We start from the raw sequence: 13,684 nt of genomic DNA, 5'->3' as shown, positions 1-13,684 counted from the left end.
ACTCAGGGGAAACGACTCAATTGACCGGATTGGCGTTGAAGGCACAGGCCGGCTCAAGCGGCTGTGGTTCCACAGGAACGACAATCTCGCCGGTGTTGCTTGGCTTCTCAGCGGGCAGAGCCTGGGGCTTGCAGAGTGCAATCTGATCGAGGCCGGTGCGGCGCCTCATCTCGGCCAGTCTGCGGTTGTAATCGCTGATGGCACTGGCGTAGCGAACTTCGGCGTTGGTGAGGTCGCGCTGGTTATCAACAACTTCCCGCTGGGTCGTCACACCGGCCTGGAAGCGGAGACGGGCCAGGCGAAGGGCCTCCCGAGCGGAGACAACCTCGCGGGTTGTGGTGAGGATATTGCGGTTATTCTTCTGCAGCTCGTAAAAGCTGACTTCCACTTCCTGACGAATCAAATCACGCTGCTGAGCGAACCGGAAGCGGCTCTCCTCCGCTACCTGCTTCTGTTGCCGGTAAAGAGCACGAGCGCGGCCCCCATCGAAGAGATTCCAGCTGAGGTTGAGGCCAATGCTGTTATCCACGTTCCAACCGATCTCGTTCGGGATCGGCTGTGTCACAAACTGGTAGCCGCTGGAGCGACCAGCCCGCAACGTATTGACAATGTTGAGGAAGGGCTGGACTTCGCCAAGCTGGGCGTTGGCACGGCTGTTGGCGATCGAGATGTCCAGCAGAGCCTGATCGAGTTCCTCGCGGAAGGCATAAGCCGCAATGATGCTCTCCTGAAGGGACGGTAGCCAGGTGCCGAGCACCCGAGCCGGATCCTTCGCCGTAGGGGTCACGGTCTGGGGAAGATCCAGCAGGGAGGCCAGGGTGCGGCGAGCGATCGACTGGGCGGACAGGGAAGTGGTGAGCAGCTGCTGGTCGCGGGCCAGCTGGGTCTCGGCCTCCAGCACCTCCAGCTTGGTGGCCACACCAGCCTGGAACCGGGCCCGGGCGTCTCTCAGACTCACCACAGAGGCCCGCACCGACTCCTGGCCGATGCGCACCTGTTCATCGGATTCCTGCAGATCGAAATAGGCCTGTGCCGCCTGCAATCTGAGGTCTCGCAGGCCGATCAGGTACTGGTTCTTGGCCTGCTCAAACTGGTCGCGTGCTGCGGCGATCTGGGGCACCCTGGTGGGGTTGATCAGGGACCAGGTGGCCTGGAGGCTGGCCTCCATGTTCCAGATGCTGGTAATTGTGTTGCCCCTCTCCTCGCCCGTGCCGGTGATGGCGGAGCTGTACTGCTGGCCGCCGGTGTAGGTGGGCAGGGCGCCGGCGTTGAGGTTGAGATTCGGGTACCACAGAGCGATCTGGGCGCGCAGATTCGACTGGGCCTGCTCCACCTGGCTGGCCAGGGCCTTGAGGTTGGGATTGTTGACCTCCGCCAGCTGCTCCACATCGCCGAGTCCGAGGGGCCGGAGCTCGTTGATGCGGACCTGATCGGTCTTGATCGGCAGGCCGAGGGATTCAGGGGCCGCCAGGGGCTGAAGGGCCGGATCAAGGGTGGTCGCGGCCGGAGGCAAGACAGAGGGATCGGACTTGGGCCGCGGACCCTTGACATCCGGTGCCAGCGGCAGGGGCTCGGGCTGGGCTTGAACCACCGGATCGCCTGTCTGTTCGGACGGAACGGTGTCAACGGCCGAAACAGGCTCCGCAGCCAGCGCAGCATCCGTCGCAGACCCCGGGGGACTCCCACCAGCAGCGATCGAGGTCGAGGGCGGTGCAGCCGCCGCAGACTGTGACTCCGCATGCGCCACCGAAGCCCCTGCAGGGAGGCCTACAGTGGCGATGAGAACTGCACGCAGGAGCAAGGAGCGCGTCACGGCGTCTGTCCAATCCAATCCGTCGGCCGCAGCTTAAGCAGCTCCCACCGGATTGCCGAGGCAGACGGACACCAGATCGTCCGCCCCTTCCAGCAGATGGACCGGCACCGGCAGCCGGGCCGACAGCTCATCAAGGGTCATGTCATCGAGGAAGACCGGCTCGCCCTGGCGCAGCATCACCCTCGGCAGCAGCAGCGCCTGGCCGAGGGGTCGATCCGCCACGCCGTCGAGCAGATCCGAGCCGGTGAGCAGCCCGGTGACCACCTGATCCTGGCCCCAGTAGGGGCTGGGGAGGCCGTGCAAGGTCAGAGTGAGCCCCGCGACGGCATTGAGCCGCTCCACCACCGGCTGCAGGGCCTCGGCCACGAGCTTGCCCACCACCCAGCTGTAGTGACGGGCGGGGGTCACCGCCGCCGGCAGGGCCGTGGTGGCGGCATCGAGCTGCTCAAGAAAAGCGCGGATACTGCCGACGCCGTTTTCCTGTTGGGGCAGATCTTCGTAGGTGGCCCTTGGCGGCAGGGGCAAGCCGGCGATCAGATACCACTCATCCGAGAGCCAGGCAAAGCGGCTGCCCAGCCGGCCGGCGAACTCGCGCTGCAGGGGCTCCAGCCGCTCGATCACAGCCCGGGCACAGGCCCGATCCACCGGCACGAGCGAATCCCCAGCCGGCCGAAAGCGGGTCAACCCCACCGGCACAACAGCGGCGGAGAGCACGGCAGGCCAGTCGCCGGCGGCGAAACCAGCCAGATCCCGCAGGGTGCGCTCCAGGGCATCGCCATCGTTGAGACCAGGGCAGACCACCACCTGGGCGTGGATCTGCAACTGCCGCTCGGCAAACCAGCTCAGCTGCTGCGGCAGCAGAGCGGCGCGAGGATTGATCAGCAGGCGACTGCGCAGCTCCGGATCGGTGGCATGCACCGAGACGTAGAGAGGCGAGAGGCGCTGCTGCTCGATCCGCTGCCAATCAGCGGCCGTGAGGTTGGTGAGCGTCAGATAGGAGCCGTAAAGAAAGCTGAGCCGGTAGTCGTCGTCCTTGAGATAGAGGCTGTCGCGCCGGCCTGGCGGCTGCTGATCGATGAAGCAGAAGGGGCAGTGGTTATTGCACTGGCGCAGGCCATCGAACAGCGCTTCGGTGAAGCCCAGGCCCAGCCCCTCGTCGGCGTCCTTCTCCAACTCCACGAGATGTCTGGTTCCATCGGGATCGAGCACCTCAAGGGCCAGGTCCTCGTCACCGCAGAGAAACTGCACATCGATCAGATCCCGCGGCCGAACCCCGTTGATGCTGACCAGGCGATCCCCCGGCTGGAAGCCAAGCTCCTCGGCAATCGAGCCGGGCTCGACGCTGGCCACCTCCGCAGGCATCGGCTGGCGGCCCGGAATCCCGCCGATCTCACCGGCGACAGCTGCAGGCTCTCGCTCCCTGGCCGCCGCAGTGGCCTCGGCACTCAGTTCAGTCCACACGACTCAATCCAGGGGGTAGGGGTCAGAAGGTTGGGGCAGCGGAGCAAACCTGCCCCAGAGAGCAGTGTTCAGAAACCGGAGCGAGACACCCACTGCAGCAGAAACAGACCGAACAGCAGCCGATACCCCACGAAAATCCAGGTGCTGTGGCGCTGCAGGAAACGCAGCAACCAGGCGATCGCCAACCAGGAGACCAGGGCCGCCGAGAGAATGCCCAGCAGCATCGGCACCAGACCGCCACCGGCCGGCGCCGACAGGGCGCCCTTGATCTCGGCCAGGCCAGCCAGGGTGATGGCCGGGATGCCGAGCAGGAAGGAAAAGCGCGCGGCGGCAGGCCTCTGCCAGCCATCGAACAGGGCGGCAGTGAGGGTGCTGCCGGAGCGGGAGACACCGGGAATCAACGCCAGGGCCTGGGCAAGTCCCACCACGAGACCATCGCGGGGGAAGGTGTCGTCGATGGTGCGGCGGCGGCGGCCGAGCAGCTCGGCCAGGGCGAGCAGCAGGGCCATCACGATCGAAACGATGGCGATCGAGGGAAGGCTGCGCAGCACGGATGTCTCGTAGCCCGGCCAGAAGCGCTTGATCGAGAGACCCGCCACAACGATCGGCACGGTGCCGACCAGAATCGCCACCCCCAGTCGGGCGGAAGGATCGCTCCAATCGCGGCGGCGGCTGGCCTCGACCATTCCAAGGACCACGATCCGGAGGTCATCGCGGAAGTAGGCGAGCACCGCCGCGATGCTGCCGAGCTGAATCACCGCCGTGACGGCGACACCGGGATCTCCCCAGCCCAGCAGGACAGGAACCACCTTGAGATGGGCGGTGCTGCTGATCGGCAGAAATTCCGTGAGTCCCTGCACCACCCCGAGCACCAGCGCATGCCAGCAGGCGGTCCAGAGGTCGAGGGCGCCGGCCCCGGCGGGGTCGACAGCGACGCCGAAGGGCATGCCGCCGAAAGCCATGCCGGAGAAGGCCATGCAGGAAGACGAGCACCAATGCCGACCCTATGGCGGCCAGCAGCCCCTCACCGGGGGCGGCTTCACCTTTAAGGTTGGCCAACTTTCTTCACATCCTTGGTGATCGGGGTTCCCTCCAGCCTGCAATCCCCCTCCGGCGTGGGTCCCCTCAGCCTGATCCCGTTGCTGCGGAGTCTGGAGCGCCCCGAGCCACGGAGGCCTGGTCTGGCTTCCATCCAGGCCATGTCTGCGCCCTGGCTGGCGGCCCTTCTGGTGAGTCTGCCGGTGTTTCTGCAGGCTCCCTGGGTGCGTGTCGCCCCGGCCAGCTCGGCCCTGTTCACCGGCGTCCTGCTCCTTGTGGGCCTGGTGCTGGAACGTCAGGCGCAGGAACGATCGAGCCAGGCCGGCGCCCTGCTGGTGGGGTTCAGCGGCAGCTGGCTGGCCGGCTCCCTTTTCTGGGGCTGGTGCCGCCTCCACCCGCTCTGGCATCTGCCGATTGAGGCCTTCGCCCTGCCGCTGGCCCTGACCGGCCTGGCCGGTCGCTGGCGGCTGGCCTGTGCCTTCTATCTCGGATCCCTGCTCGGCACCGCCGCCACCGATGCCGTGATGGCCCTGACGGGAGTCATGGCCCATTGGACGATCGTGCTGCAGGCCAGTCCGGAGCAGGCCCCGCTGCTGCTGCAGGACGCAGCACGCCAGGTGCTTCAGCCACTGCCCCTCTGCACTGTGCTGCTGGCGGCCGTTGCGATCGGGTTGCTTTGCCGTCAGATCTGGCAGCGGGGCACGGCCTGGCGAGTGGCCGCCTCAAGCCTGCTCACCACGCTGGTGGTTGATGGGCTGTTTCTGTTGGCGGCGCTGCTCGCCCCCCATGTCTCGGGTCTGGTCTGAGCCGGCTGGCCCCAGGCCTCCGGCGCCAGGCAAAGCTGAAGTTCTGCAAAAGCCACCGGCCCCATCGGGGTTGGCGGAAGGAGAGATCTGTAACGTTGTTGGCCTGGCGGCTTTCTGTCGCCTCAGGTCCCGGATTCAATGTCCCGTATTCAACGGAGAGTGGAGATGAAACGGCTGGTTGCCTGGCTGATGGGCGGGGTTGCCATGATCGGGCTGATGGCTTCGCTGGTGCTGCCCCCCGCAGCCTGGGCCGATGAGCTGCGCAATGTGGCCGACGACAAGATCGCCGAGTCTGCGGGCAAAGTTGATCTCAACAATGCTTCAGTGCGCCGCTTCCAGCAGTATCCCGGCATGTATCCGACCCTGGCTGGCAAAATCGTGTTGGGAGGTCCCTACGAGAGCGTCGACGACGTTCTTCAGCTGGATCTGACCGAACGCCAGAAGGAACTGTTCGACAAGTACAAGGACAACTTCACCGTGACCCCGCCCTCGATCGCCTTGAATGAAGGCTTCGATCGCATCAATGACGGCGTCTACCGCTGAGCCTTACCATCAGCCTCAGGTGAAAGCCGTCGGGCCCTCCCGGCGGCTTTTTTCATGGGCGATGCCGTGACGCAAGCAGACGATTCGAGCGAGCGGTCGCCCTTCCAACGCTCCTGGGACGTGGTCGTGGTCGGCAGCGGCGCCGCCGGCCTGATGGCCTGCCTGGAATTGCCGCCTGAGCTGAGGGTGCTGCTGCTCAGTAAAGACAGCGAGCCCCGCTCCGCCAGCCGCTGGGCCCAGGGTGGAATCGCCGCCGTGACCCGGCCGGATGACAGCTTCGCCAGTCACATCGCCGACACCCTGAAGGCCGGTGCCGGCCTCTGTGATCCCGCGGCGGTGGAGCTGCTGGTGCGCCAGGCCCCAGCCTGCGTCGAACGCCTGCTCAGCCTGGACATGGCCTTCGACCGCCATGGCGCCGAGCTCAGCACCACCCTGGAGGCCGCCCACAGCCATCGGCGCGTGCTGCATGCCCAGGACCGCACCGGTGGCGCCCTGGTGGAAGCCCTGGAGCGGAGGGCCCTGCAGCGACCGGGGCTCTGCTGCCTCAAAGGAGCCGTGGCGCTGCAGCTATGGGTTTCCGCCGGCCGATGCCGGGGGCTGCAGGTCCTGCACCAGCAGGAGCTGGGCTGGATCCGCAGCGGGGCTGTGGTGCTGGCCTGTGGCGGCGGTGGCCACCTGTTTGCCCACACCACCAACCCGTCGCAGTCGAGTGGCGATGGCGTCGCCATGGCATGGCGGGCCGGGGCGGAACTGCGGGACCTGGAGTTCGTGCAGTTCCACCCCACCGCCCTGATGCTGCCGGATGCTCCCCACTTCCTGATCTCGGAGGCCGTCCGTGGCGAAGGGGGCCGGCTGCTCGATGGCGCTGGGGCCAGTCCGGTGGCCGGGCTCAGTGGCGGCGATCTGGCCCCGCGCGACCAGGTGAGCCGCGCTCTGGCCAGGCGGATGCGGGAGCTGCGCACCGACCATCTCTGGCTGGATCTACGCCCAGTGGGCGGCGAACGGTTGGAACGACAGTTCCCCACGATTCTGCGGCGCTGCCGCGAACTGGGCCTGGAGCCGACCCGGAACCCGATCCCCGTGGCGCCGGCCGCCCACTACTGGATGGGAGGCGTGGCCACCGACCTGGAGGCCGCCACCAGCCTCCCCGGGCTCTATGCGGTGGGAGAGGTGGCCTGCACGGGTGTCCACGGCGCCAACCGCCTGGCCAGCAATTCCCTGATGGAATGCCTGGTGTTCGCGCGCCAGCTGAGGCGACTCCAGCCAGCGGATCCAGCCGGGGCCACGGCCCCGATCACTGGCCATGGGCGCCAGTTCAGCCTGGAGGACCTGGCACCAGGATTGACCCTGCCCGATCCGGACGTCTTACGGGCGCGCATCCAGGCACTGCGTCGGCTCTGCTGGCAGGAGGCCGGGGTTGAGCGGAGCGGCAGCGGCCTCCGGCGCGCCCTGGCCTGGGTTCAGGAGCGGGCCGGGCTCTGGCCCTCCGGATCCCTCGACGCGCGCTTGGCCCACCTGGAGCCAGGCGATCGGCTCAGCCTTGAACCGAGTGCCGCTGCCGCCCTGCAGCGTGGCCAGAACCTGCAGCAGCGGCTGGTGCTGGCCGAACGCCTGATCGAGGCGGCCCTGTTTCGCCAGGAAAGCCGCGGCGGCCACTTCCGCACCGATGCCCCTGCTCCCCAGCCCTTCTGGGAGCGCCACAGCTTCCAGAGGTTGGGGCATCCGGTGCAGACAGCTCCGGTGGGGCAGCTGGTGAATCCCGTCAACGTGGACAGCGGAGCTGCACAGGACCGATGAGCACGTGGATGCCCCACCAGGCAGGCCATCGCACTGAGCTGAAGCCTAGAAACGCAGCCCTGAACCTCAGACGACTGCAGGCGCTGTTCATCCAGACGGATTCAGCCCCTGATCAGTTCGAGAAACCGCTGATCAGTTTGAGCTGCTCCAGCGACTTGACACCGGAATCGAGCTTGCCCTTGATCTCCCAGGTGGGGAAGCCTTCGAGATTCTTGCTGTCGCACAGCTCTTTCTGGCTGTTCTTGCCATCGGCCGCACATTCGATCACCTTCAGCTTGGTGGTGGCCTCCTTGCCGAACAGCTCCTTCTGCTCATGGCAATGGGGGCACCAGTAGGCGGAGTACATCACGGCGCCCGTGGCGGTGAGATGTTCAGCCAGGGCAATGGACTCCGGCGTGCTGGCGGCAATGACGGCTGGCGGAGTGCCACGGGTGTCGACGGCGGCGGGCCGATCCACAGACGCCGCCCAGCCCAGGCCTACAAGGGCCACGACCAAGGCCACCAGCACCCCACGGAAGAGCAGCTGGCCCCGGTCTTCCCAGCCCCCCTGCAGCAGGCTGAAGACGCACAGAGCCAGGCTGAGGCTGGCCGACAGCAGACAGAAAAAGCAGAAAGCCTGGATCTTGAACACCATCAGCCCCAGCAGCAGCAGGCTGAACACCGCCATGCCCGTGGCGATCAGGAACAGTCCCCAGCGACCGACCGGCAATAACCGGCTCCGCAGATCGCCGCGCAGCACCAACGCCAGCACCGCCAGCACCAGCACGCTGGAATAGGCGAAGAAGCCCAGCAATGACAGGGGCTGACCCAGCACGGTGCCCCAGGCGCTGTTGAGCACCTTGTCGCAACCCTCGGCGCCCCCCGGGCAAACCAAAGGTCCGAGCAGCCCCCACCGCTTCAGGGTGATGGAGCCGGTATCGATCACGCCAACGGTGGCCAGCACGGCCATCACCACCCACACCCAGCGCCGGCTGGGCTCGCTGGGCCGCCGGCTGCTGAGGCGACTGCTGAGAAGACTCGACGTCACGGGGGCAGAAAGCGCTGACGGAATTGTGGCAGTCCTGCGGCGGCGCGCCGAAGGCCCCTGACACCCTCTCCCATTGCATAGGGTGGTGGATTGGCCCATCTCTCACCCATCCGGCCCACCCTGAACCCAGCGACCTCCATGTCCCCGCCAAGCCAGTCCAGTCGGAAGACCGTGGCCTTCGCCCACCTGGGCTGCGAGAAGAACCGGGTGGATACCGAGCACATGCTCGGCCTGCTGGCCCAGGCCGGCTACGGCGTGAGTGCCGATGAAAGCGAGGCCAGCGTGGTGGTGGTGAACACCTGCAGCTTCATCCAGGACGCCCGCGAGGAATCGGTGCGCACCCTGGTGGAACTGGCGGAACAGGGCAAGGAACTGATCATCGCCGGCTGCCTGGCCCAGCACTTCCAGGAGGAACTGCTCGAGAGCCTGCCGGAGGCCAAAGCGATCGTGGGCACCGGCGACTACCAGCACATCGTCAGCGTGCTGGAGCGGGTGGAAGCCGGCGAGCGGGTGAACCAGGTGAGCGCCGTCCCCACCTTCGTGGGTGATGAACATCTGCCCCGCTACCGCACCACCTCCGAGGCGGTGGCCTACCTCAAGGTGGCCGAGGGCTGCGACTACCGCTGCGCCTTCTGCATCATCCCGAAGCTGCGCGGCGACCAGCGGTCGCGGCCGATCGAATCGATCGTGGCCGAGGCCCGGCAGCTGGCCGCTCAGGGGGTGCAGGAGCTGGTGCTGATCAGCCAGATCACCACCAATTACGGCCTGGATCTCTACGGCAAACCCCAGCTGGCCGAGCTGCTGCGGGCCCTGGGCGAGGTGGAGATCCCCTGGATCCGGGTGCATTACGCCTATCCCACCGGCCTCACCCCCGAGGTGCTGGCGGCCTACCGGGAGGTTCCCAACGTGCTGCCCTACCTGGATCTGCCGCTGCAGCACAGCCACCCGGAGGTGCTGCGGGCGATGAATCGCCCCTGGCAGGCCGATGTGACCGCGGGCCTGCTGCAACGGATCCGCGAGCAGCTGCCCGAAGCCGTTCTGCGCACCACCTTCATCGTGGGCTTCCCCGGTGAAACCGAGGAACAGTTCCAGCACCTGCTCGACTTCGTGGCCGCGCAACGCTTTGACCACGTGGGCGTGTTCACCTTCTCCCCGGAGGAGGGCACCGCCGCCGCGTCCCTGCCCAACCCGGTGCCTCCCGAGCTTGCCCAGGAGCGCAAGGACCGGCTGATGGCCCTGCAGCAACCGATCTCTGCCGAGCGCAATGCCGCCTGGGTGGGCCGGATCGTGGACGTGCTGATCGAGCAGGAGAATCCATCCACCGGTGAGATGCTCGGCCGCTGCGCCCGCTACGCCCCCGAGGTGGACGGCGAGGTGCGGGTGAGGCCAGGCGTGGGGGGTCTGTGCGCCGCTCCGGGAACCATGGTGCCGGTCCGGATCACCGCGGCAGACATCTACGACCTGGAGGGCGAAGTTGTAGGAGCCAGGGCCATGGTGGGCGACGCCCTCGCCGCCCACCGGAGCGGCGCTTGAGCCTTAGGGAGAGCTCCAGCCAGGCCCCCCGGGCCGTTCTTCCGGCGGCGAGCCGGGCGTCCGGGCGGCCCCCTGAGCCCCCGGGACACGATCCAGCTGGCCTGCTGGAGACGCTGCACCGCCATCAGCGCACCACCTTCCTGATCGCCTCGGGCGTGAGCACCGCCGGATCCTTTGCCGGGATCACCGCCAAGGGCTGGATCCTGATGCACGGCACCGGCAACCCCATGGTGCTGGCCCTGCATTTCGCCGTGCTGGCCCTGCCCAGCCTGCTGGTGAGCGGGCCGGCCGGGGTGCTCACCGATCGGCTCGGCTGCGAAACGGTGCTGATCCGCGCCCAGTGGGGACTGTTTCTGGCCGGCACCCTCGGCGCCCTGGCGATTCCGCTGCAGACCGGCACGATGCAGGTGGTGCTGCTGATGCTCAGCACCATGCTGGCCGGAATCGCCAGTTCCTTCGAACTCACGGCCCGCAACAAGTACTGCGCCCTCGTGGTCGACCATCCCGGCCAGCTGGCCCGCTACATCACCAGTTTCTCGGTGGTGTTCAACGTGGGCAAGCTGGTGGGCCCGCCCGTGGGGGGCTGGCTGGTGGCGGCCACCGGCCCCCTGGCGGCCCTGACCATCGATGCCGCCACCTACCTGCTGCCGATTGCGACCGTTGTCTGGCTGCTGCGGCCCAACCGGGCGATGGAACAGCGCAGCCGACCGGGTCAGAAAGCCAGCCTGATCAGCGCGTGGAAGGACTGCGGCCGTCCCCTGCGGCACGTGCTCGGCTTCACCGCCCTGGCCTGCCTGGCGGGCTTCTTCCACCCTGGCCTGGCCCCCTTGATGGCAGCGGAGATCCTCGGCCCATCACCCCAGGCCCTGGGCCTGTTCACCAGCGTGCTGGCGGCCGGCAGCATCTGCGGAGGGGTGGTGCTGCAGCGGAACAGCAGCTGGCTCAGCCAACGCCCCGCCCTGCTGATGGGGGCGTGTGTGCTGGCCACCGGAGCGGCCCAGGTGGGCATGGGCGTCAGCACATCCACCGGCTTTGCACTGGCCATGGCGTGGGTGATCGGCGCCGGGACCGCATCGCTGCTGGCCGGGGTGAATCTGATCAGCCAGGTGGGCAGCCCGATGGTGCTGCGCGGCCGGATGGCCGGCCTGGGTCAGATCGCCTTCCTCGGTGGCGGCGGCCTCAGCGGGCTGATCGCCGCCGGATTGTCGATGACCATCGGGCTGGCCGCCACCTTTGCCTGGCTGGGTGGCATCGGCGTGCTGCTGGGGCTCTGGGAACTGACCCAGCGCGCCGGCCTGCGCATTCCACCACCCGTCGATTGACGCGCAGGGTTGGCGTGCTGGGTTCAGCTCAGGCGGATCAGATCAGCCGGATGCCGCGCAGCACCACGGCGGCGATGAACGCGGCAGCAAGGCCACCACCGACCAGACCCAGATAGATTGCCGCACCCATGGCCGTGATTGAAGCGTTTGGGTGCCATTACAGCAGAAGGCCCGAGATCGGCGCTCCCAGCTGGATGCACCTAGGGTGGCCAGCACCATTGACCAGGCGACCCGGACGCCGACTGCGCAAGCACCTTTTCCACACCTCCTTCCCCCCCGAGCATGCGCACCCTGTTCATCTACCCGGAATTTCCCAAAACCTTCTGGAGCTACGAGAAGATTCTCGAGCTGGTGAATCGCAAGGTGCTGCTGCCCCCCCTGGGCATGGTCACCGTGGCAGCCCTGCTCCCCCAGACGTGGGAGATGAAGCTGGTCGACCGCAATGTGCGCGAGGTGAGCGAGGCTGAATGGGCCTGGGCTGAACTGGTGATCATCTCCGGGATGATCGTCCAGAAGGCGGACATGGCCGCCCAGATCGCCAAGGCCAAGGCCCGGGGACTGCCCGTGGCGGTTGGCGGGCCCTTTGCGAGCTCCACTCCGGATGCACCCGAGCTGCAGCTGGCCGACTACAAGGTGCTGGATGAAGGTGAGATCACCCTGCCTCTGTTCATCGAAGCGATCGAGCGGGGTGAATCCAGAGGTCGCTTCAGCTCCGAGGGGGAAAAGCCGGATGTGACGGGCACGCCGATTCCCCGCTTCGACCTGCTCGAGCTCGATGCCTACGACTCGATGAGCGTTCAGTTCTCGCGGGGCTGTCCGTTCCAGTGCGAGTTCTGCGACATCATCGTGCTTTACGGCCGCAAGCCGCGCACCAAAACACCGCAGCAGCTGATCGCCGAGCTCCAATATCTCTACGACCTGGGTTGGCGCCGCTCCATCTTCCTGGTGGACGACAACTTCATCGGCAACAAGCGCAACGCCAAGCTGCTCTTGCCTGCTCTGAAGCAGTGGCAGATCGAGCATGGCTATCCCTTCAGCTTTGCCACTGAAGCGTCGGTCGACCTGGCCTCAGACGACGAAATGATGCTGATGATGGCCGAATCCCGCTTCGATTCGGTGTTCCTCGGCATCGAAACCCCCGATGAGGCCAGCCTCTCGATCGCCGGCAAGCACCAGAACACCCGCAGTTCCCTGGAGGAATCCGTCGACCGGATCACGTCCTACGGCATCCGGGTGATGGCAGGGTTCATCATCGGCTTCGACGGTGAGAAGAAGGGCGCAGGCGATCGGATCGTGACGTTCGTGAGCCGCACCGGCATCCCCGCCGCGATGATGGGCATGTTGCAGGCCCTGCCCAATACCGGGCTCTGGCATCGCCTTGAGAAGGAAAATCGGCTGATCCAGGAAAAGGCCGACGCCAAGGGCGTGAACCAGACCAATCTGCTCAACTTCGTGCCCACCCGGCCGATCCGCGACATCGCCAACGAATATGTGGATGCGTTCTGCCGTCTCTACGAGCCGAACGCCTACATCGATCGGGTGACGCATTACTACACCAAGGTGGGCAAACCACGCTGGCAGCAATATGTGAAGGCCGCAGCCTTCGGCAAGGCCTCCCTCCCCACCTGGACCGATGTGCGTGCCCTGCTGATCGTGATCTGGCGTCAGGGCTTTCAGCGGGACACCCGCTTCCGTTTCTGGCGCTCCATTGTCAAGATCGCCCGCTGCAACCCGGACAACCTCGAACAGTTCCTCGTCACCCTGGCCCACAACGAGCACTTCCAGGAATATCGCGAGGTGGTGACCCGGGAAATTCAGGACCAGCTCTCGGCCCTTCCCCCCGAACCGCCGCGCAGCCAGGTGGCCGATCGTCAGCTGCAGCCTGCTTGAAGACAGCAGTGTCTGGCTCATTCACTGCCTGACTGACGCACGGCCTGGCTGACGCTCAGTCCTGGATGTAGGGGATTCCCTGTAGCAGGCAGGCTTCCGCTTTCTGCAGTTCACGCCCGAGATACAGGGCATGATCCAGACGGCTGAGCGGATGGGGCCCAGGCCCCTCGGTGAGAGCCACACCCAGCTCCTTGGCCGTGCGGCCCCGGAACACCGCCAGGGGGGCATGGGGACCGGCGCCGCGGCAACTCAACACCTCCCCGCTTTCCGGATCGGTGGCCAGCCCCTGGTCATTGATGCCGTTGCCGTAGTGCTCGGCCACCAATTCACCGGCCTCGGCATCCAGCTTGATCAGGAAATAACCGGCCGGATCCAGTGCGATCTGGCGCTGCGAGAGCTGCTCATCCAGGCTGCGGCGCTGATCGGCGGCGCTGGCGGGGGAAAACAGAACCAT

General features: G+C 66.6%; 12 protein-coding genes. 6 read left to right on the top strand and 6 right to left on the bottom strand.

Annotation, left to right across the window (positions count from 1 at the left end):
* Positions 1-16: 16 nt before the first annotated feature.
* The 3 genes from H8F26_RS07750 to H8F26_RS07740 all read right to left on the bottom strand — a co-directional run bounded on the left by H8F26_RS07750 (position 17) and on the right by H8F26_RS07740 (position 4,221).
* Positions 17-1,591: a TolC family protein gene (locus tag H8F26_RS07750; RefSeq protein WP_231605544.1), complete on the bottom strand. Its 1,575-nt coding sequence runs from the start codon at positions 1,589-1,591 to the stop codon at positions 17-19.
* Positions 1,592-1,846: 255 nt separating this feature from the next.
* Positions 1,847-3,274 carry a TIGR03279 family radical SAM protein gene (locus H8F26_RS07745; RefSeq protein WP_370594679.1) on the bottom strand — a complete coding sequence of 476 codons (1,428 nt, stop codon included), beginning with the start codon at positions 3,272-3,274 and terminating at the stop codon, positions 1,847-1,849.
* 68 nt (positions 3,275-3,342) lie between these two features.
* A complete protein-coding gene (locus H8F26_RS07740) occupies positions 3,343-4,221 on the bottom strand; it encodes an undecaprenyl-diphosphate phosphatase (protein ID WP_197159065.1) in 879 nt (292 codons plus the stop codon).
* Positions 4,222-4,473: 252 nt separating this feature from the next.
* On the opposite strand from H8F26_RS07740, the gene H8F26_RS07735 reads away from it, so the two are divergent.
* The 3 genes from H8F26_RS07735 (at position 4,474) to nadB (ending at position 7,458) form a co-directional block, all read left to right on the top strand.
* Positions 4,474-5,118, top strand: a complete 645-nt coding sequence (locus H8F26_RS07735) for a DUF3120 domain-containing protein (protein WP_197159064.1) — start codon at positions 4,474-4,476, stop codon at positions 5,116-5,118.
* A gap of 165 nt (positions 5,119-5,283) precedes the next feature.
* Complete coding sequence (gene psbU / locus H8F26_RS07730) at positions 5,284-5,661, top strand: photosystem II complex extrinsic protein PsbU (RefSeq protein ID WP_197158631.1); 378 nt, start codon at positions 5,284-5,286, stop codon at positions 5,659-5,661.
* Positions 5,662-5,715: 54 nt separating this feature from the next.
* Complete coding sequence (nadB, locus tag H8F26_RS07725) at positions 5,716-7,458, top strand: L-aspartate oxidase (RefSeq protein WP_197158630.1); 1,743 nt, start codon at positions 5,716-5,718, stop codon at positions 7,456-7,458.
* A gap of 112 nt (positions 7,459-7,570) precedes the next feature.
* Here nadB and H8F26_RS07720 read toward each other — a convergent pair whose 3' ends face one another.
* Positions 7,571-8,485 (bottom strand): vitamin K epoxide reductase family protein, encoded by a 915-nt coding sequence (locus H8F26_RS07720; RefSeq protein WP_231605542.1) that lies wholly within the window; start codon positions 8,483-8,485, stop codon positions 7,571-7,573.
* A 138-nt stretch (positions 8,486-8,623) separates the two neighbouring features.
* Between H8F26_RS07720 and rimO the strand changes: the two genes are divergently transcribed.
* Together rimO and H8F26_RS07710 are read left to right on the top strand one after the other, a co-directional pair.
* Positions 8,624-10,018, top strand: coding sequence for a 30S ribosomal protein S12 methylthiotransferase RimO (rimO, locus tag H8F26_RS07715; protein WP_197158628.1), 1,395 nt, complete (start codon positions 8,624-8,626; stop codon positions 10,016-10,018).
* Between the two features lie 101 nt (positions 10,019-10,119).
* On the top strand, positions 10,120-11,340 hold the full coding sequence (locus tag H8F26_RS07710) for an MFS transporter (RefSeq protein ID WP_197159063.1): 1,221 nt from the start codon (positions 10,120-10,122) through the stop codon (positions 11,338-11,340).
* 37 nt (positions 11,341-11,377) lie between these two features.
* Here H8F26_RS07710 and H8F26_RS07705 read toward each other — a convergent pair whose 3' ends face one another.
* The gene (locus tag H8F26_RS07705) at positions 11,378-11,470 is read right to left on the bottom strand and encodes a cytochrome B6 (protein ID WP_197158627.1); all 93 of its coding nucleotides are present in this window, start codon (positions 11,468-11,470) and stop codon (positions 11,378-11,380) included.
* Between the two features lie 152 nt (positions 11,471-11,622).
* Here H8F26_RS07705 and H8F26_RS07700 point away from each other — a divergent pair, with 152 nt between their 5' ends.
* On the top strand, positions 11,623-13,230 hold the full coding sequence (locus tag H8F26_RS07700) for a B12-binding domain-containing radical SAM protein (protein WP_197158626.1): 1,608 nt from the start codon (positions 11,623-11,625) through the stop codon (positions 13,228-13,230).
* Between the two features lie 55 nt (positions 13,231-13,285).
* On the opposite strand, the gene H8F26_RS07695 is transcribed toward H8F26_RS07700, so the two are convergent.
* Complete coding sequence (locus tag H8F26_RS07695) at positions 13,286-13,684, bottom strand: DUF4346 domain-containing protein (RefSeq protein WP_197158625.1); 399 nt, start codon at positions 13,682-13,684, stop codon at positions 13,286-13,288.

The sequence above is a fragment of the Synechococcus sp. CBW1006 genome, assembly GCF_015840525.1.
GTDB lineage: Bacteria > Cyanobacteriota > Cyanobacteriia > PCC-6307 > Cyanobiaceae > CBW1002.
Note: the sequence above shows the minus strand (reverse complement) of the source record. Positions and strands in the feature narration are given on the sequence as shown.

Coding starts and splice junctions, on each gene's coding strand:
- H8F26_RS07740 (WP_197159065.1), bottom strand. CDS start 4,221: ATGCCCTTCGGCGTCGCTGTCGACCCCGCCGGGGCCGGCGCCCTCGAC.
- H8F26_RS07735 (WP_197159064.1), top strand. CDS start 4,474: ATGTCTGCGCCCTGGCTGGCGGCCCTTCTGGTGAGTCTGCCGGTGTTT.
- psbU (WP_197158631.1), top strand. CDS start 5,284: ATGAAACGGCTGGTTGCCTGGCTGATGGGCGGGGTTGCCATGATCGGG.
- nadB (WP_197158630.1), top strand. CDS start 5,716: ATGGGCGATGCCGTGACGCAAGCAGACGATTCGAGCGAGCGGTCGCCC.
- rimO (WP_197158628.1), top strand. CDS start 8,624: ATGTCCCCGCCAAGCCAGTCCAGTCGGAAGACCGTGGCCTTCGCCCAC.
- H8F26_RS07705 (WP_197158627.1), bottom strand. CDS start 11,470: ATGGGTGCGGCAATCTATCTGGGTCTGGTCGGTGGTGGCCTTGCTGCC.
- H8F26_RS07700 (WP_197158626.1), top strand. CDS start 11,623: ATGCGCACCCTGTTCATCTACCCGGAATTTCCCAAAACCTTCTGGAGC.
- H8F26_RS07695 (WP_197158625.1), bottom strand. CDS start 13,684: ATGGTTCTGTTTTCCCCCGCCAGCGCCGCCGATCAGCGCCGCAGCCTG.